The sequence below is a fragment of the Jannaschia sp. R86511 genome, assembly GCF_042466345.1.
GTDB lineage: Bacteria > Actinomycetota > Actinomycetes > Actinomycetales > JBBAYJ01 > Aquipuribacter.
The window spans coordinates 343,738-359,540 of record NZ_JAXHCD010000001.1; the positions used below are offsets into that span (position 1 = coordinate 343,738).

Consider the following 15,803-nt stretch of genomic DNA (forward strand, 5'->3'; position numbering starts at 1 on the left):
GTCCCACGACGGGACCGTCGCCCGACCCGCACACTCTCGTCCGGGCCGGCAGCAGCCGGTGGCCGACGACCACGGGGGCGAGCATGGGACTGTTCAGCAGGAAGCCGAAGGAGACCGCGCGGCCCGACGGGGCCCTGACCTTCTTGACCGAGGCCGAGGCGCAGCAGCTCCGCGGCCTGATGCGGGAGGCCTTCGCCGAGCGCGGTCTGGAGGTCGTCGTCCACCCCGACCACGCCGTCGACGCAGCGGGTCGCCGCTTCGGGTTCTGGAACGCGGGGGCGGCCTGCCACGGGCAGCCGCGGTCGACGTGGCCCGGCCTGGTCCGCGAGCACGTGCGGCGGGTGCTCGACGACCTCGACGCACCTGACCCCTTCCAGGGCCTGTCCCCCGACGACGCCCGACGCTCGACGTACGCGCGGCTGTACGACCTGGCCTCCCTGCCCACGGCGGAGCACCACCCGTACCGCGAGTTCGCCCCCGGCCTCGTGGAGATGCTCGCGCTCGACCTGCCCGAGACGGTGACGGTCTTCCCCCACGAGGCGGTCTCGGCCGCGGGCGGTTGGGAGCCGCTGCACGCCGCGGGTGTCGAGAACCTGCGCCGGCTCCCGACCGAGGAGCTCGTCCCGGTGCCGGTGGACGGCGGCGGCACGTTCACGATCCTGCTCGGGGACTCGGTGCACACCGGCAGCCGGGCCCTGCTCATGCCCGGGCTGGCCGCGGACGTCGCGGGCGAGACGGCCGGGGCGCACGGCTGGCTGCTCAGCGTGCCGAACCGTCACCAGGTCGTGTGGCACATGGTGCGCGACATGTCCGTCGTCGGTGCGCTCAACGGCATGGCCGGCTTCGCCGTCAGGGGCTACGAGGACGCGGTGGGGCCGCTCAGCCCGCACGTGTACTGGTGGGACGGCCAGCACTACGAGCAGCTGACCCAGGTGCACGACGGCCGCATCGTCATACAGCCGACGGAGCGCTTCCTCGCGGTGCTGGAGCAGCTGGCCGCAGGCTGAGCGACCGTCACGCGGACCCGCGCGAGGAAGCCCTCTGGAACAGCGCGTCCGCGAGGACGAGGATGACGCCATGACGGTCTACTCCCGCACGAAGCAGTTCGAGGGCGCGACCTTCGTCCGGGCGAGCCTCAGGGGCGCCACCGTGAGGTCCTCCGACGTCAGCGGCGTCACGATGCGCGGTGTCGACGTCGACGGGCTCGACATCGACAGCCACGACCTGTTCATGGGCCGCCTCGTGGTCAACGGGGTCGACGTGGTGCCACTGGTGGACGCCGAGCTCAACCGGCAGTTCCCGGGCCGCGAGCTGCAGAGGGCGCAGACACCCGAGGGGCTGCGCGACGGCTGGGCCGCGGTGCAGGCCGCGTGGCGGACGACGGTTACGAGCACGCCGCCGGAGCTGGTGGACGCCCACGTCGAGGACGAGTGGTCGCTGGCCGAGACGCTGCGCCACCTGGTCCTGGCCACGGACGCCTGGCTCCGCGGCGGCGTCCTGCAGATCCCGCAGCCGCTGCACGAGATCGGTCTGATCTTCACCGGTGCGGGCGAGATGGGCTTCGACATGTCGATCTTCCGCCCGGACCCGCCGACCTACGAGGAGGTCCTCACCGTGCGGGCCGAGCGGCAGCAGCTGGTCACCGACCTCCTCGCCACGGCGTCGGCGGAGCTGCTCGCGGAGGAGCGCGCCGACCCGTGGGGCGACCCCGATTGGCGACCCACCGTCGGGGACTGCATCCGCGTCATCCTCGAGGAGGAGTGGGCGCACCTGCGCTACACCCGGCGCGACCTCGCCCTGCTCGGCTGACCTGCGCCCGAGCCCGCGCCTGGACGACCAGCGCACGAGCCTCTTCGGGTGCCCTCGCTGCAACCTGCCGGGTGGAGCAACGCGGACTGGCAGGCACGGGAGCAGGAGCAGCCGGGATCGGTTGCTATCACAGGCACTATCATTGTCGCATGCCCGACGTGCTGATTCGCGACGTCCCCGGCGACGACCTCGACCTCATCCGCTCCACCGCGGCTGGGTTGGGGGTGTCGCTGCAGAGCTACCTGCGAAGCGCCGTCCAGGCCCAGGCCACCTACCTACGGCGCCAGCAGGCCCTGGCCGACCTGAATCAGAGGCTGTCGGGCAAGCCGTCGGTGACCGAGGACGACAGGACGGCGGTGCTGGAAGGGCTCACCGACGACCAGGTGGAACGTGCCGAGGACCTGCTGGACCGCCGAAGCGGCGACCAGGCGCCGTGATCGTCGACGCCTCGGTCGTCATCGACGCCGTCGCTGACCCCGGCCCCCGTGGGCTCGCAGCCCGCACAGCATTCGCCGACCAACCAGCAGCCGAGCGGATGAGCTCTCCTGGGCACCTCGCCTTCGAGGTGCTCTCCGGCCTGCGTGCAGCAGCCAACCGCCCGAGCCACCCCCTCCAGGCTGAGGACGTCGAGCGCGCACTTCGTGACGCTGAGGCGCTGGGCATCGCCATCGACGCCACACCGTGGGCGGACGTCTCCCGCGCACGGCAGCTGGCGCAGGGCTCGATCCGCTACGCCGACGCCGTCTATGTCGCCGCGGCCGAACGCCTCCAGACCACGCTGCTGACCGCTGACGCGAGGATCCAGGGCTCGGGCGCCCAGGTCGGATGCACCATCGTCACGGTGACGCCAGACCCAAGTCCTGCTTAGCCGCGGACGTCAGGTGCGTCTCCGTTGGCGATCGGCTACCGGAGCAGCCGTACGTCGACCGGGACGTCGAGGTCCGCCCAGACGCGGTCGGCTGTGAGGACCTGCGGCGGATCGCTGCGTACCGCCAGGGCGAGGCAGCAGCGGTCCCCGAGGGACAGAGCGCGACCGCCGGGGAGGCCACGCATGGCTCCGGCGAGCTCGGCGTCGGCTTCGGTCACTGGTTCCACCCGCACCCCTGCGGCGCCCAGCAGTTCCCGTAGCCGTGCGGAGTCGACGTCCTCATCGACCAGCTTGCCGACGACCTCGGCCAGGTTGGCTGCCCCCAGCACAGAACCAGGCAGGGCGGCCATGACCATGTCGGCGCCGGGTTCGTCGTGCAGGAGGGCGAGGACGGCTGACGCGTCGAGCACGGTCATTCTCGAGCTGCCGCCTCACGCCGCTCGGCGAGAAGCTCCTCGACCAGCGAGCGGGAGGCCGACACCGAGGCGGCCAACCCCCGCAGATCTGCGGCGGCGTCCTGCTGACGCTGCAGGACGAGCCGGCGTCCCGCCAGGTGCAGGTGGAGGCGGTCGCCAGGAGCCAGACCCAGCGCGGCTCGGACGTCGGCGGGGATGACGAGACGACCTTGTTGCCCGAGCACCAGCGTGGCATCCATCTCTGTACTGTGGCACGACCCCTCACGACATGCCACACGCCTCTAGCGTGTTGTCGATGACCGATCGTCAACCGGAGGCACGGCTGGTGATGCGCCAGTAGTAGCCGGCCGGGTCCAGGACCCGGAAGTCAACCAGCCCCCACGATCGTTCGGTGAGGTCCTCGTCGACCGACCACCCTGCGGTGGTGACGCGGTCACGTGCAGCGGTCAGGTCGTCGACCTCGAGCACCAGCTCGACCCCTGCCGGTGGACGCCGCGACTCGGCGCCGCCGACGTCGTCACGCTGAGCCAGTCCCAGGCGGACCGTGCCGTGGGTCAACGCAACGTAGGGGGAGCAGGACGCCCGCTCGTCCCGGTCGAGGGTGAAGCCGAGGACGTCGACGTAGAAGCCGATCGCCGCGTCGAGATCAGCGGGGAAGAGCTCGCAGCGGAGGGATGCAGTCACTACCTCAGACTTCCAGCCGGAGCCCTGCCAGTCCGAGCTCGTCGGTCCGTCACGTCGGCCTGGGGATGGCGACGTCGATTGTGCCGGCGCGGGTGTCGAAGTCCCGGGGCCGGTAGCCGTTGGTCACGACCCTGCGGCGGCCCTGAGGTGCTGCAGTCCATTCAGGCGGTCCGTGACCAGTCCGGGTTGTACGCCTCAGCGAGCACCTCGAGCACGACCTGACGGACGTCCTCGGGATGCAACGTGGGTGCTGCGACGGAGAGGACCTCGCGATCCTCATGGTTTGCATCCTCGACCAGAGGGTGGGCGGCGACCGCTGCCTCCAGAGCGTGGAGCGCCTCGGCCCCTACAGCGAGCTCCAACCACTCCTCCAACCACAGAACGTGCTCGTAGTCGTCACTGTCCTCCGAGCTGCCTTCGTCCAGAGACGCGACGTGGACGGCCTCGGCCAGGCCGGCGTCAACCTGCACGTCGGCAAGTCGACGAGCGCGACCGTCCAGGGCCTCCGGGGGCTCAGTGGTTCCTGCCGGCGACCGGTCGAAGATGCGCCCCCTCGTCGCCAGCTCGACCCAGCGCGCTTCGGCGGCATGCGCCCCGACGGCGACGACCACGACCTCCCAGGTGACGACCGCGTCGACGTCGGACCTCGTGTCGGCGTCGCGGAGCGAGGGGCGTAGCTCGCGGCCGCGACTCCCCCGAGGGGTTCTGGCTCGACAGACCCAGGGGCCGTTCGGACACGGGTCTCAGCAGGCGTTCTGCTCGTAGGGGCACAGCTGTCCGAACATCGACGTGGCGGCGGCGCGTACGTCCTCGGCTGCGCTGCGCCCACCGGGGTACGGCGGAAGCGCGGACGCGCTGACCAGGGCGACGGCCGAGCCGCGTCGCAGGATCGCGGTCGCGGAGACGCTGTCCTCGGCGACCGTGTCGACCAGCAGTCCCTGCTCGCCGGTGTCCAGCGGCTGCACCGTGCTGCTGCTGGCCACGAAGCCCGGCTGTGGCTCGTACTCCCCGGCGCACGTACGGGCGTAGCGACCGAGCTCGTCGGCGGCCAGGGCGGCCTGCTCCGCGGAGGCGAACACCGCGACTTGCCGGATGGTGAGGCCCTGGTCCGTGAGGTCGTTCTGGGCTGTGCCCATCGTCGTGGCCCCGGGCGGGACGACGCCGTCGAAGTCGGGTGGGCACAGCAGCTCCCAGGTCACCACGTCTTCCTGGACGTCGGGGTAGCCGGAGAACGGCGCCTCGAGCAGCGTCGTGGGCGGCGCGTCCGTGGAAGGCGCGTCCGTGGAAGGGGTATCCGTGCCTGCTGCAGAGGGCTGAGGCAACGGCGTGCCGGGAGCCGTCGGCGCTGCCGCGTCTGTCGGGTCGGTGCTGGCTGTCGGGTCACCGGTCGGGGCCGTGGGCGCGACCGAGGGGTCGGCGTCCGGAGTGGGCAGCACCGGTGCTGCTGTTGGGGCCGGGATGGGGGTGGCCGGTGGCGGCGGGGGGTCCTGCACGAAGGCGGCGGTGAAGGGGACAGCGACGACGACGAGCACGGCCGCGGCCGTGACGGCGGCGGTGGTCGCGAACTGCCGGTGACGCGCCGTGCGGCGCGCGGCCTCGGGCCCGGGGCCCGGGGCCGAGGCGCCCGCGCCGGCGGCTCGCAGCCGCGACAGTCGCGCGGCCAGCGGATCAGCGTCCGGGTCCCGCGGGTCGAATCCGCCGGGAGGAGGCGTCTGGTTCATGCTCGGCCCCCTTCGGGCGCGGGGCTCATGCCGTCGGCGCGGCTGAGGGCGTCGGCGCAGGCTCGACGTCCACGGGCGAGCCTGGCCTTGATGGTGCCGGTCGGTGTGCCGGTGAGCCGGGCGACCTCGACCACGGACAGGTCGAGGACATGGTGCAGCACGAGAGCCTCTCGCTGCCGCTGCGGCAGCCGGTCCAGCGCGGTCCACAGCTCGACGTCCAGCACCCCTGATGCCTCGGCCACGTCGTGCGGGCGCTGAGGTCGGGCCGCGTCGCGCACCCAGGCCGTGGAGGCGTTTCGGGCCCGGCGCCACCGGCTGACCGACACCCGCAGCGCCGTGGTGCGCAGCCACCCGCCCGCGTCGGCGTCGAGCTGCTTGCGACGCTGCCACGCTCGCACGAAAGCCTCCTGGACGCAGTCGGCGGCCTCCTGCGGGTCTCCGCACACGAGCGTGACGGCCGCGACGAGACCGGACCACTCACGCTCGTACAGCGCGTCGAAGTCAGACCTGTCCACCGCCACCCCTCACATCCTGCGTACGGGCTTCTACGCCTGAGCCGGCGACCCGGTTGCATGCAGCCCCCCAGGGGGGCCCACGCTGCCAGGTCGCAGACGCGTCCCAGGCCGCCGAGGTAACGGATCAGGTCCTCGTCGGCATCCAGCAGCCCGAGCCTCCACCACACCCACAGCGTTCCGGTTCAGACGCCGGCTACCCCGTCGATGACGATCCGCCAGGAGACCGCGGCCACGAAGAACAAGCCGAACGCGGCTGCGGCCACAGCGACGCCGCGCTGCGCCAGCTGTCGCACCCGTCTGCGCGACCGCGACTCCGCAGAAGTCACCTGTCGACCTCGTGGCGCGGACTCGGGGCGCGGCAGCAGACGCTGGGCGACGACACCCCCAGCGAGCCGATGCCGCCCCAGCAAGGCCGCAGGCCCTCGGACCTGAGTGGGTGCCGCATCAGACGTCGTCCCGGACGTCCTGCATCGTGGCCCGGGTCCGCGGCCCGACGATGCCGTCGACGACCAGCCCGTACCGCTGCTGGAACGCCCGGGTCGCGGCAAGGGTCTTCGGCCCGAAGACCCCGTCCGCCACCGTCGCCGACGTGCTGCGCGGGTCACCGTCGAGCATGTGCTGCCACAACCTGACCCGCTCACCGCGGTCACCGACCTCCAGGTGACCAACCGCCGACACCGCGGTCGCGGGACCGACGCCGCTCACCGCACCCGGGTCCACCGGGGCGTGGCCACCGGTCACGTCCCCGGGGTTGACGGGGGCGTGGACGACGCGGGTGGCGCTCCAGGTCAGGGGCCCGACCACGCCGTCGGTGTCCAGGTCGAACATCTGCTGCACCTGTCGGGTGGCCGCCGCGGTCGCGGGCCCGAACCTGCCGTCCACGACGATGCTGTCCTCGCCGAGCACGTAGGTCACGATCGTCTGCCACTCACGCACGGCGGTTCCGGTGCTGCCACGGGACAGCACCGGCTCCTGCTCCGCGCGGACAGCCTTGGTCGCCATCGGCGCGACAGAGGAGGAGGTCACGGGGCGGGCGGCCCCGGCAGACACCGGAGGCGCCGCAGATGCTGCGGGGGCCGCAGCGAGCATCGAACCACCCACAGCGAAGACAGCGGTTGCGGCGACGGCCAGACGGCGACGGTTCACGGAACGGGCGGCGTTCATGTGGTGCTCCTCTGCGGTCGTTGTGCCCCCGTCCCGAGCGGGCCGGGGTGCGTACCTGACACCTCCCCTACGCCCGGCATCCACGCGCGGTTGCATCCCTCGGACGACCACACGAGGGAGCCACCGCCACCGAGCCGTCACACCGAAGTCCCGATCCACGACCGTCTGCCGGCGACGGACGGCGACGTGGGAGCAGGTCGCGCGACACCGGGCTCGCCGTCAGACACGGGATCGCCTGCGGGACGGACGCAGGCGTCCTGCGGCCGCTCCGCTAAGCAACGACGGTCGCCTCTGGCAATCGGCCCGTGGGCGAACGCTGCCTCGGTGAGACGGGTGCTGTGCCACCCGGCGTGCACCCTGAGGACGTCGTGGCGCTGGTGCAGCAGCAGGTCGTACCGGAGTACCAGCGTCTGTCGGACGACGTCACGCTCGGTCTGGAGCTGAGCCTCGACGGCACGCCAGTCGTCGCGATCCAGCGCTGGGCGAGCCGCGAGTCCCAGGAAGCAGTCATGTCGTCCGACGGCTTCGCGAGCTGGTGGGCCGACCATCAGCCGGCTCTGGTCGAGTGGGACCGGTTGCTCGAGTTCGTCAGCGAGTGGAGCACACTCGACGTCGACCTCCGCGGCCGAGACCTCGTCTGACCATTCCCGCTGGTCGATCGGCTCCGGGACGACGATGGCGTCACGGCGGCAGGTCGGGCAGCCTCGGGGGATGACGGCCCTGGCGGAACTCCCAGCTGCCGGGGGAAGCGTGGTGCTTCGGCGAGCCGTCGCCGAGGACGTCCCGACCATCGTCGACCTGCTGGCCGCCGACGAGCTCGGCGCGAACCGGGACCGCATCGTGACCGAGGACGACCACCGCACCTACCTTGCGGCCTTTCATCAGATCGACGCAGACCAGGCGCACTTGCTGCTCGTCGCGACCGAGGACTCTCACGTCGTCGCCACGATGCAGCTGACCTTCCTGCCTGGCCTCGCTCGGCGCGCAGCACTGCGAGCCCAGATCGAAGCGGTCCGAGTCCGGTCGGACTTTCGCAGCCGCGGCCTGGGATCCGCGCTGCTTGAGTGGGCGATCGCCGAGGCCGGGCGCCGTGGGTGTGCCCTCGTACAGCTCAGCAGCGACAAGTCACGAGCCCAGGCCCACCGCTTCTACGAACGCTTCGGCTTCGTCGCCTCCCATGAGGGCTTCAAGCTCATGCTGCCCCGGTAGACGATCGTTGACCGGCCCCCGTCGGCCCGAGGCGTACACGGCGAAGATCTCCGCACGACCGAACAATGCCGGTATGGCTGGTGGCGCGTGGATGATCGAAGACGCCCTCGACCTGCCGGGTGACTGGTGTCAGCTGACCGTGTTCGCGCCCGACCGTGCCGACTTCTTCCGGCAGGTCGATGCCCTCGGGCTCTCGCTTCCCAGGGGCTGGAAGAAGACGCGGCCCCGGCCCACGACGACCCACTCCTGCGGTTGGGACGAGGTCCCCCACGTCGCCCCCCTCATGGCCACCCCGACCGTCGTCGCCGGGACCATTGAGGGGCTGCTGGAGGTGCTGGAGTCAGCGGCAGCCAACCCGAAGCGCGGGACCTACTTCTGGCGTCTGAACCACGCGTTAATCAACAGGTCCGACGTTCGAATCTGCGAGCTCATCCGGTAGGCCAGCACCGAGCGTCCCAACAGCCGACGGCGGGCTCAGTCGGTCGTTGCAACACCCCTTCTGATTCGAGGTGTTGTTGGTGTTGTCCAGGAAAGAGTCGATCGAGAAGCAGGCCGCGTTCTGGGTGCTGATCGCGAAGGGTTCGACGCTGCAGGCGGCCTGTGACGCTGTCGGCGTGGACAGGCGAAGCGGCCGGTACTGGCGCCGGGCGACCGGCGGGATGGTGCCCCGAAAGAAGCCCACGCCTTCGGGCCGCTACCTGTCGCTGGAGGAGCGGTTGCGGATCGCGGACCTGCACCTGGCCGGGTCCGGGGTCCGGTCGATCGCGGTGCTGCTGGGCCGGTCGGCGTCTACGGTGAGCCGGGAGCTGCAACGCAACGGCAGCCCCGCGCGGCGAGCAGCGCGAGGGGTCTCCTATGCGCCGCACGCGGCTCAGAAGCGGGCCGAGCTGCGGGCCCGCCGACCCAAGGCCAGCAAGTTCGACACCCTCGAGCTGGCCGAGAAGGTGCAGGCCAAGCTGTGCCTGAAGTGGAGCCCCGAGCAGATCAGCGACCACCTCGCCGTGGTGGTTCCCGAGCGACTGGAGCTGCAGGTGAGTCCGGAGACCATCTACCAGGCCCTCTACGTCCAGGGCCGCGGGCACCTGCGCGCTGACCTGCACCAGCACCTGCGGACCGGGCGCGCGATCCGGCGCCCGCGACGACCCAAGACCACCGGCGGTTCCGGGAAGATCCCCGACATGTCCATGCACAGTCCCCAACGGCTGCTCGAGGTCGCCACCGAGCTCAACCAGCGACCCGCAAGACCCTCGGCGGGATCACGCCCGAGGACGCCCTACAGCGCCTACTGTCAGACCCCTCCAAGCCCGTCGTTGCGACGACCGCTTGAATTCGCCATCGGCTACTGACGCAATCTGGCGGCCATGTGCAGGGACCCATGGTGCGCGGCGGCCTAACCCCAGCAGCTAGCGTGAGTTCGTGACTGATCACCCGCCGCGCCCCAGCTGGCGCTGGCGAATCGCTGCTCTCTACGCGCTTGCGTTCGTCACCTCGGTGCTCGTTGCTACGGCTATTGGCGTCCTCACTGATGCGCCGGAGTGGGCACCGATCGCGGCGGGGGGGGTGTCTTCCTCGGTGCTCCGACAGGTCTCCTGGTCGTGCGGTGGATGTCCTTGACTGCGCGTGAGCGGGAGACCCGTCGCGCCGGAACCCGGGAAGAGGCCTAGACCGAACTCGGGAAAGGATCGTCTGCCGGACGCCTCTGGAGCACTGACGTCACGGCGCTTAGTTGCTTACGACGGACTGCGGTCAAGCCGCCGCCGGGTGGATCGCCGGCGGGCGACCTCGAGCAGAGTGGTCAGGAGAATCACGACAGCAAGAGCGACACCCCAGCGGGCGAGCACGGGCAGATCGAACGACACGTCGAGAACGATGTTGACCGCGAGGGCCACGAGCACGACTGCGGCTGTGCGGGCGATGCTGGCTCGGTCCATCATTCGACCGTATCCGACGACTCCCACCGCCCCACGACGTGGCGGCCGATGGCCCATTCCGTTAGGAGGACGTCGCCCGCCCGGGTGGGGGCTGTGATCGTTCAGCCCTTTGACGCCCCCTTGCCCCGCTTGCGTCGAAGCAGAACGTGGCCGAACCTCGCCTCGCTGAGGGCCGCTTCTCGCGGTCGCCGCCGAAGTCGGGAGATCACGTGAAGCCGCAGCCCACCTACTCCCCGGTCGGGATGCTCGTGGTTGCTGCCTTGTGCCTTCCTGCCGGGATCGGGGTTGTGCTGACGTACGACATGTCCGATGTCGGCAGGCGGGGACTGCCGATGCCCGTCGTGGGATGGGGGCTGGTCGCGGTTGCAGTGTTCTTCGCGGCTTATGCGGTCGTAGTGCACCGCAGGAAGGCCTAGCACCTTCGGTCCCGATGCCGTCCCGCCGGGGATGGTTCACCGGTACCTCGTCCGTTCGTAGGACGCCTCCGAGTGGTGACCGGCGTTCGAGTGGTCTGAGAACTGGCCCTGCCCGGGGCGTGGTCGGCCCGGGCAGCGGCGCGACAAGATGTGGGCATGGCGGCGGCGGTGCGAATCGGGGTGCAGGGGGAGTCAGGTTGGCTCGGTTTCGACCTCGCGCAGGTGATGGCGGTCGTAGGCCCTCAGCCACACCTCAATTGGGTCCTGCGAGAAGCGGAGTTCAACGGAGACGTGCGGACCGTGTGGCCAGCTGATTGGGAAGTCGTTCAGAGGCAGTCTGACCAGCCGCGAGGGGTGCCGCTGGACTGGGTGCAGATGACGACGCTTGCTCAGCAGTGCCAGCAGATTATCGACGGCCGGTTCACGGCTTATGACGAGTCCGGCCAAGTGCAGTTGCAGATGCAAGCCGTGGATTCGTCGTTCTGGGTGGTCTGGGCGCGGGACGAGGCTGTCCTCGAAAGGGTGCGAGGCGCCTTCGCGGGCGTAGAGGACTACGAAGAGCGCACGCCAGCACCACGGGGCACAACTATCGATTAGGCGCCGTCCAGGCGGGCTGACGCTCCTCCTCCGGTACACGAGCTGCGTAGGACGCGAGGGAGCTTTCAGCACGCGCGGCCCCGTGGCGCGAGGTCGCGCAATCAGGCCTGCCTGTCCCGACATGGTCCGATAGCCGACCGTTTGCTGGCGATGGATGGCGGTCCAGCGCAGGTCGCGCGGGACCGGCCTCGCCGTCCCAACGAGGATCGGCATGCGGAGCGTGCCAGTGACCGATTCCAAGCTAGCGATCGCTACCCGGTCTTTGGCGCCGTCTCGCGTAAATTCCGGCCGCTAGGCCTATCGAAATGCAGCAGAGCAAGGAGGCGACGTTGAAACGAAATAGCGTCCGAACGGCCTCTAGGTCATCCGCCAAGATGGCATGCCTTACGAAACCGTCGGCGTTAACTTGGGCGGGAATTGAGCCCTCGGTGGAACGAGAGTCCAATGGGATGCCGACGTACTCGAACCTGAACGGTTCTTTGTGGCCGCAGTCAGATCCGTCCACAAGTACAGCCAGAGGGTCATTGGTTCTACTTCGATCTTCAAGTTGAATGATCTGAAGATCGCAGGCTCGGGCGCCTTCAAATGACTTCTCTGTGCGGAGGTCCCACGATGAGGTGGCCGTTACTATCAGAACGAAGGGGAGGAAAGCGAGGCTTATGGCTACCACAAGGAGCGACAGAACGGTGCGCGCCAAGTCAGTTTTCCCTCCTTGATCCCTGCAGCCTAAGACGGCCACGTAACACGTCCGATTGGCTGGTTACGTACGTCCCTACTCCGCCACCGAAACCGAAGGCGGATCCTCCTTCAAGGTCCGGCAGCCATTGTTGCCACGGCTCCAGCGGCGACGACGGCGGGGAGTTGGGCGTCCTGGTCCTCGGCAGCCCGTTCGCGTCGCCCGCCGATCCGCGAGCTGGCCTCGAGCCTGCCGAAATCTGAGGACAGCGGCCGCTCTGCATCCAGAGACGCGCCCTGCTTAGCGCGGTTTCCTTGAGCCGGCCCCAGCTGGAGATCGTTACCTGACCAGACGCTTGTAGTAGTCGCGAACCGAGGGCAGTAGGAAGATCGCCCAGGCGACCGCTGGGAGGAGGAGCGAGAGCGCGACGAAGGGGTTTAGCCGCAGGCCCCAGCTGTCGTTCACGACGAGGCCGTCGGCAGCCCCTGCCGCGATGAACAGGGGCAGGACGCCGAGGGCAACCACTCGAGCTCGCCTGCGCTGGCGCCACAGGGCTGCCACACCCATCAAGGCTCCGATGCCCATGACGAGCATGCCGATGCCGAACGGGAACGCCTGCCACTGCAGTGAGGCGTCGCCCGCAACGAGGTCCATCGTGACGATCGCCAGGTAGACGATCGCGGCCAAGGTCGTCCCGAGGCCCAGCAGGCCAAGCACCGCGAAGGGAACCCACAGGACGTCGGGGGGACGAACGCGCGGAATCAGGACGGCTTCGCGCGTGTCGGTCACGACCATGATGATCCGCCCTCGACCGGCGACCGGCCCACCGATTGAGGCAAGACGTCCCCGACAGCCCACCCCCTACCGACAACGCGCTGGTCACCGGTAGGACCGACTCTCAGGTGGGCGATGCTGTTCCGGATACCCCGTCCGGCGCAACGTCCCGGGAAGGGTGCGTCAACCGCAGGTCCTCCTGACGCACCCTCTCAGCCGGGACTTGTTGTACCTGCCGAAACTCCCGCTGGTTGCACCTCGGTACAGGCGGTTTCGTCGAGCCGCTGTGACGGCCCCGCCGTGGCCTGACGTGTCGACCGCGACGGGCACCGTCGATGATGACGGGATGGAGCCCACGTTGACGGTCGCCGCCGCGCAACCACCGGTCGTCGGCGCGGACCTGCCGCAGACGGTGCGTGCCCACGCCGAGGTCGTCCGCGCCGCCCGCAGCCGGCTGGTCGTGTTCCCCGAGCTGTCCCTGACCGGGTACGAGCTCGACGCCCCCGCCGTGGCGGTCGAGGACCCGGTGCTGCAGCCGCTCCTGGACGCCTGCCGCGAGACGCGGACCGTCGCACTCGTCGGAGCGCCCGTCGGTCCGCCCGGGGCCACGTCGATCGCGGTGGTGCGGGTGGACCAGGCTGGCGCCCGCGTCGCCTACCGCAAGACCTGGCTGGACGGGCGCGAGGCCGCGCGCTTCGTGCCCGGCGACGGACCGGCGGTCACCGAGGTCGACGGCTGGCGCGTGGGGCTGGGGGTCTGCAAGGACACCGGCGCCGCCCAGCACACGGTCGGCACCGCCGCCCTCGGCGTCGACGTCTACGCCGCCGGCGTCGTGCACCACCCCGAGGAGCTGGCCGAGCAGGAGGCTCGGGCCGTGGTGATCGCACGCACCTGCGACGCCTACGTCGTCCTCGCCGGCTTCGCCGGGGCCACCGGCGGCGGTTACGCCCGCACGGCCGGCAGCTCGGGCGTCTGGTCCCCGACTGGCGCGGCGCTCGCCCGGGCGGGGACGGAACCCGGCGGCGTCGCGACCTGCACCCTGACCCGCATCCCCCCGGCCTGACGAACGGCGATCGCACGTCGCGAGGGACGGAGCCGCGCCGAGCGACCGGAGCCGGCCGAGGGACGCTTGCTACGACTCCGCGCAGGTGGCGCGCTCCAGGCCGACGAGCTCCTCGTGGAACAGCTCCTGCAACGCCAGTCCCGCGTGGGCGCCGACGCGGTACCCGAGCGCCAGGAGCACCGACATGGCCAGCGGTGCGGCGGCCGACGCGAGCAGTCCTGCAGCCTCGGCGGGGTCCCCGACGACGAGCTGGGCCGCACCCGCGACGAGCGTGCCGACCAAGGCCACGGCCAGGCAGGACCACGCGGTCAGCAGGAGAGCCACCGCCGTCTCGTCCGTCGCGAACTCCCCGCACAGCTCGACCGCGTCATCACGGTCGACGACCTCACCGGTGAAGTGGCGCCGGAACGCGCCCCCCGACCCGCCGGGCGCCGTCAGGCTCACCCGGCCCTCCACGGACAGGTGCAACCGGACGCCGCTGCAGGCGCTCGCGAGCGCAGCCGTCAACCCGGTCGGGCCCGCCACGCACAACCGGTACGACGCCGGCCTCCGGCCGGCGCGCGGCGCGACCGTGACGTGGACCGACCGGGCCAGACGCAGCATCTCGACGAACCCCATCTCCCGCAGAGCGGACGAGCCCCTCAGCCTGTCGCCGTCCCCCTGGTGACGGACACGGATCGCCGCTCCGTCAGCGTGGCACCGGACCGGAGCCCACGAGTGCAGTCCGGTGGTCCCTCACCCCTCCGGCCCCGGACGAAGCGGCTCCAGCGCCAACCTGCCGGCTCCTACCATCACGGCCATGACGAGCCCCGACCCGACGAGCCCCGACCCGACGAGCCCCGACCCGACGACTCCCGACAGCGGCGCCCACCGGACCGGCGGGGTGCGCCAGCTGCGCCTGGTCGTCGAGGCGGCGGACTACGACGAGGCCGTCGCGTTCTACCGTGACGTCCTCGGCCTGCCCGAGCAGGCGGCGTTCAGCGGTGAGGGTGACGCGCAGGTCGTGATCCTCGACGCCGGCCGCGCCACGCTGGAGATCGCCAACCCGGCCCAGAAGCGGATGATCGACGACGTCGAGGTCGGACGTCAGGTCGCCCCGGCGCTGCGGGTCGCGTTCGAGGTGGACGACGCCGTCGCGACCACCCGCGCCCTGGTCGACGGCGGCGCCGAGCAGGTCGCCCCGCCGACGCGCACCCCGTGGCGCTCGCTGAACGCCCGCCTGCAGGCGCCGGCGGGGCTCCAGATCACGGTGTTCCAGGAGCTCGAGCCGACCGAGGACCGAACCGCGCGGCCCGGTTCCGGCAGCGGGGCACCGACGACCGGCTGAGCCCCGTCAGACCACGGGCAGGGATCGGCCGTCGGGGAGCCGGCGACCGCTGAGCAGCGCCACCAGCGAGCGGCTGCCCGCCCGCAGCGTCGTGCCCGTCCCCCACCCCCGGTCGCCGTCGTCGGCCTCGATCCGGACGCCGGTGAGGTCCACCCCGAACGTCGTCCCCCCGGCGGCGGCGAGCTGGTCCAGGACCGTGACGACGGCCTCGTCCGGCACCACCTCCGCCCGGTCCAGCGGGATCGCGACGTCGAGGGAGTGGATCACGGCGTGGCTCAGCGCCCCGGCCGCGCCGCCGCCCGGTGGTTGCCAGGCGTGCAGCGCCGGCGAGCGCAGCTGGGCGAGCAGGTCGGCGACCGGCAGCGACGCGTCCCGGGCGGCCACCGCGTCCGACATCACCGTGAAGTCGCCGTGGGCCGCCGCCATCTCCGCGCCGAACCGCTCGGGCGTCAGCCGCACGGGCATGGTCACGTGGGCCACCACGTGCCGCACCGCCCACCGGTCGCACAGCGACGGCCGGTCCCAGGTCGGGGCCGGGGCGGCGGCCAGCAGGTCGGCGAGCGCCGTGCAGGTCGGCCCGACCCAGGCCCGGGGGTCGGTCACGGGCCGACGTGAGGCAGCGAGAGCGGGTGC

Annotated in this window: 23 protein-coding genes; 11 read left to right on the forward strand and 12 right to left on the reverse strand. The window is 71.0% G+C overall.

What is annotated here, in order from left to right; translation table 11 throughout:
- Positions 1-83: 83 nt before the first annotated feature.
- The 4 genes from SJY06_RS01650 to SJY06_RS01665 all read left to right on the forward strand — a co-directional run bounded on the left by SJY06_RS01650 (position 84) and on the right by SJY06_RS01665 (position 2,677).
- Positions 84-1,007 (forward strand): hypothetical protein, encoded by a 924-nt coding sequence (locus tag SJY06_RS01650; protein ID WP_380163979.1) that lies wholly within the window; start codon positions 84-86, stop codon positions 1,005-1,007.
- Positions 1,008-1,077: 70 nt separating this feature from the next.
- Positions 1,078-1,809 (forward strand): DinB family protein, encoded by a 732-nt coding sequence (locus tag SJY06_RS01655; RefSeq protein WP_380163981.1) that lies wholly within the window; start codon positions 1,078-1,080, stop codon positions 1,807-1,809.
- A gap of 149 nt (positions 1,810-1,958) precedes the next feature.
- Positions 1,959-2,246 carry a hypothetical protein gene (locus SJY06_RS01660; RefSeq protein ID WP_380163983.1) on the forward strand — a complete coding sequence of 96 codons (288 nt, stop codon included), beginning with the start codon at positions 1,959-1,961 and terminating at the stop codon, positions 2,244-2,246.
- Positions 2,243-2,677, forward strand: a complete 435-nt coding sequence (locus tag SJY06_RS01665; protein WP_380163985.1) for a PIN domain-containing protein — start codon at positions 2,243-2,245, stop codon at positions 2,675-2,677. Before SJY06_RS01660 ends, SJY06_RS01665 begins: the two co-directional genes overlap by 4 nt.
- Positions 2,678-2,712: 35 nt before the next feature.
- Here the strand turns inward: SJY06_RS01665 and SJY06_RS01670 are convergent, their stop codons facing one another.
- From SJY06_RS01670 to SJY06_RS01705, 8 genes are all read right to left on the reverse strand, one after another.
- Positions 2,713-3,093, reverse strand: coding sequence for a type II toxin-antitoxin system VapC family toxin (locus SJY06_RS01670; protein ID WP_380163987.1), 381 nt, complete (start codon positions 3,091-3,093; stop codon positions 2,713-2,715).
- Positions 3,090-3,332 (reverse strand): AbrB/MazE/SpoVT family DNA-binding domain-containing protein, encoded by a 243-nt coding sequence (locus SJY06_RS01675; protein WP_380163989.1) that lies wholly within the window; start codon positions 3,330-3,332, stop codon positions 3,090-3,092. The genes SJY06_RS01670 and SJY06_RS01675 overlap by 4 nt, the downstream gene beginning before the upstream one ends.
- A 67-nt stretch (positions 3,333-3,399) precedes the next feature.
- The gene (locus tag SJY06_RS01680) at positions 3,400-3,777 is read right to left on the reverse strand and encodes a VOC family protein (RefSeq protein ID WP_380163991.1); all 378 of its coding nucleotides are present in this window, start codon (positions 3,775-3,777) and stop codon (positions 3,400-3,402) included.
- A 161-nt stretch (positions 3,778-3,938) separates the two neighbouring features.
- Positions 3,939-4,388 (reverse strand): hypothetical protein, encoded by a 450-nt coding sequence (locus SJY06_RS01685; protein ID WP_380169747.1) that lies wholly within the window; start codon positions 4,386-4,388, stop codon positions 3,939-3,941.
- Between the two features lie 132 nt (positions 4,389-4,520).
- Positions 4,521-5,498, reverse strand: a complete 978-nt coding sequence (locus SJY06_RS01690) for a hypothetical protein (RefSeq protein ID WP_380163993.1) — start codon at positions 5,496-5,498, stop codon at positions 4,521-4,523.
- Positions 5,495-6,013 (reverse strand): RNA polymerase sigma factor, encoded by a 519-nt coding sequence (locus SJY06_RS01695; RefSeq protein WP_380163995.1) that lies wholly within the window; start codon positions 6,011-6,013, stop codon positions 5,495-5,497. Before SJY06_RS01695 ends, SJY06_RS01690 begins: the two co-directional genes overlap by 4 nt.
- Positions 6,014-6,195: 182 nt before the next feature.
- Complete coding sequence (locus SJY06_RS01700; protein ID WP_380163997.1) at positions 6,196-6,339, reverse strand: hypothetical protein; 144 nt, start codon at positions 6,337-6,339, stop codon at positions 6,196-6,198.
- A gap of 118 nt (positions 6,340-6,457) precedes the next feature.
- On the reverse strand, positions 6,458-7,015 hold the full coding sequence (locus SJY06_RS01705) for a peptidoglycan-binding protein (protein ID WP_380163999.1): 558 nt from the start codon (positions 7,013-7,015) through the stop codon (positions 6,458-6,460).
- Between the two features lie 530 nt (positions 7,016-7,545).
- Here SJY06_RS01705 and SJY06_RS01710 point away from each other — a divergent pair.
- The 4 genes from SJY06_RS01710 to SJY06_RS01725 all read left to right on the forward strand — a co-directional run bounded on the left by SJY06_RS01710 (position 7,546) and on the right by SJY06_RS01725 (position 9,732).
- Positions 7,546-7,818, forward strand: coding sequence for a hypothetical protein (locus SJY06_RS01710; RefSeq protein ID WP_380164001.1), 273 nt, complete (start codon positions 7,546-7,548; stop codon positions 7,816-7,818).
- Between the two features lie 70 nt (positions 7,819-7,888).
- Positions 7,889-8,386, forward strand: a complete 498-nt coding sequence (locus tag SJY06_RS01715) for a GNAT family N-acetyltransferase (protein ID WP_380164003.1) — start codon at positions 7,889-7,891, stop codon at positions 8,384-8,386.
- A gap of 91 nt (positions 8,387-8,477) precedes the next feature.
- A complete protein-coding gene (locus SJY06_RS01720; RefSeq protein WP_380164005.1) occupies positions 8,478-8,825 on the forward strand; it encodes a hypothetical protein in 348 nt (115 codons plus the stop codon).
- A gap of 175 nt (positions 8,826-9,000) precedes the next feature.
- Positions 9,001-9,732, forward strand: a complete 732-nt coding sequence (locus SJY06_RS01725; RefSeq protein WP_380164007.1) for a transposase — start codon at positions 9,001-9,003, stop codon at positions 9,730-9,732.
- 384 nt (positions 9,733-10,116) lie between these two features.
- Here the strand turns inward: SJY06_RS01725 and SJY06_RS01730 are convergent, their stop codons facing one another.
- The gene (locus tag SJY06_RS01730; RefSeq protein ID WP_380164009.1) at positions 10,117-10,317 is read right to left on the reverse strand and encodes a hypothetical protein; all 201 of its coding nucleotides are present in this window, start codon (positions 10,315-10,317) and stop codon (positions 10,117-10,119) included.
- A gap of 572 nt (positions 10,318-10,889) precedes the next feature.
- Between SJY06_RS01730 and SJY06_RS01735 the strand changes: the two genes are divergently transcribed.
- Positions 10,890-11,330, forward strand: coding sequence for a hypothetical protein (locus tag SJY06_RS01735; RefSeq protein ID WP_380164011.1), 441 nt, complete (start codon positions 10,890-10,892; stop codon positions 11,328-11,330).
- 1,015 nt (positions 11,331-12,345) lie between these two features.
- On the opposite strand, the gene SJY06_RS01740 is transcribed toward SJY06_RS01735, so the two are convergent.
- The gene (locus SJY06_RS01740) at positions 12,346-12,795 is read right to left on the reverse strand and encodes a hypothetical protein (protein WP_380164013.1); all 450 of its coding nucleotides are present in this window, start codon (positions 12,793-12,795) and stop codon (positions 12,346-12,348) included.
- A gap of 331 nt (positions 12,796-13,126) precedes the next feature.
- On the opposite strand from SJY06_RS01740, the gene SJY06_RS01745 reads away from it, so the two are divergent.
- Positions 13,127-13,843, forward strand: coding sequence for a carbon-nitrogen hydrolase family protein (locus SJY06_RS01745; protein WP_380164015.1), 717 nt, complete (start codon positions 13,127-13,129; stop codon positions 13,841-13,843).
- A gap of 69 nt (positions 13,844-13,912) precedes the next feature.
- On the opposite strand, the gene SJY06_RS01750 is transcribed toward SJY06_RS01745, so the two are convergent.
- Complete coding sequence (locus SJY06_RS01750) at positions 13,913-14,461, reverse strand: hypothetical protein (protein ID WP_380164017.1); 549 nt, start codon at positions 14,459-14,461, stop codon at positions 13,913-13,915.
- A 181-nt stretch (positions 14,462-14,642) separates the two neighbouring features.
- Between SJY06_RS01750 and SJY06_RS01755 the strand changes: the two genes are divergently transcribed.
- On the forward strand, positions 14,643-15,170 hold the full coding sequence (locus SJY06_RS01755; RefSeq protein WP_380164019.1) for a VOC family protein: 528 nt from the start codon (positions 14,643-14,645) through the stop codon (positions 15,168-15,170).
- 6 nt (positions 15,171-15,176) lie between these two features.
- On the opposite strand, the gene SJY06_RS01760 is transcribed toward SJY06_RS01755, so the two are convergent.
- The gene (locus tag SJY06_RS01760) at positions 15,177-15,773 is read right to left on the reverse strand and encodes a maleylpyruvate isomerase family mycothiol-dependent enzyme (protein WP_380164021.1); all 597 of its coding nucleotides are present in this window, start codon (positions 15,771-15,773) and stop codon (positions 15,177-15,179) included.
- Between the last annotated feature and the right edge of the window lie 30 nt (positions 15,774-15,803).

Bases quoted from the DNA above. Each gene is read 5' to 3' on its own strand.
- SJY06_RS01650 (WP_380163979.1), top strand. From the start codon at position 84: ATGGGACTGTTCAGCAGGAAGCCGAAGGAGACCGCGCGGCCCGACGGG.
- SJY06_RS01655 (WP_380163981.1), top strand. From the start codon at position 1,078: ATGACGGTCTACTCCCGCACGAAGCAGTTCGAGGGCGCGACCTTCGTC.
- SJY06_RS01660 (WP_380163983.1), top strand. From the start codon at position 1,959: ATGCCCGACGTGCTGATTCGCGACGTCCCCGGCGACGACCTCGACCTC.
- SJY06_RS01670 (WP_380163987.1), bottom strand. From the start codon at position 3,093: ATGACCGTGCTCGACGCGTCAGCCGTCCTCGCCCTCCTGCACGACGAA.
- SJY06_RS01675 (WP_380163989.1), bottom strand. From the start codon at position 3,332: ATGGATGCCACGCTGGTGCTCGGGCAACAAGGTCGTCTCGTCATCCCC.
- SJY06_RS01690 (WP_380163993.1), bottom strand. From the start codon at position 5,498: ATGAACCAGACGCCTCCTCCCGGCGGATTCGACCCGCGGGACCCGGAC.
- SJY06_RS01705 (WP_380163999.1), bottom strand. From the start codon at position 7,015: ATGGCGACCAAGGCTGTCCGCGCGGAGCAGGAGCCGGTGCTGTCCCGT.
- SJY06_RS01715 (WP_380164003.1), top strand. From the start codon at position 7,889: ATGACGGCCCTGGCGGAACTCCCAGCTGCCGGGGGAAGCGTGGTGCTT.
- SJY06_RS01720 (WP_380164005.1), top strand. From the start codon at position 8,478: ATGATCGAAGACGCCCTCGACCTGCCGGGTGACTGGTGTCAGCTGACC.
- SJY06_RS01730 (WP_380164009.1), bottom strand. From the start codon at position 10,317: ATGGACCGAGCCAGCATCGCCCGCACAGCCGCAGTCGTGCTCGTGGCC.
- SJY06_RS01735 (WP_380164011.1), top strand. From the start codon at position 10,890: ATGGCGGCGGCGGTGCGAATCGGGGTGCAGGGGGAGTCAGGTTGGCTC.
- SJY06_RS01745 (WP_380164015.1), top strand. From the start codon at position 13,127: ATGGAGCCCACGTTGACGGTCGCCGCCGCGCAACCACCGGTCGTCGGC.
- SJY06_RS01750 (WP_380164017.1), bottom strand. From the start codon at position 14,461: ATGGGGTTCGTCGAGATGCTGCGTCTGGCCCGGTCGGTCCACGTCACG.
- SJY06_RS01755 (WP_380164019.1), top strand. From the start codon at position 14,643: ATGACGAGCCCCGACCCGACGAGCCCCGACCCGACGAGCCCCGACCCG.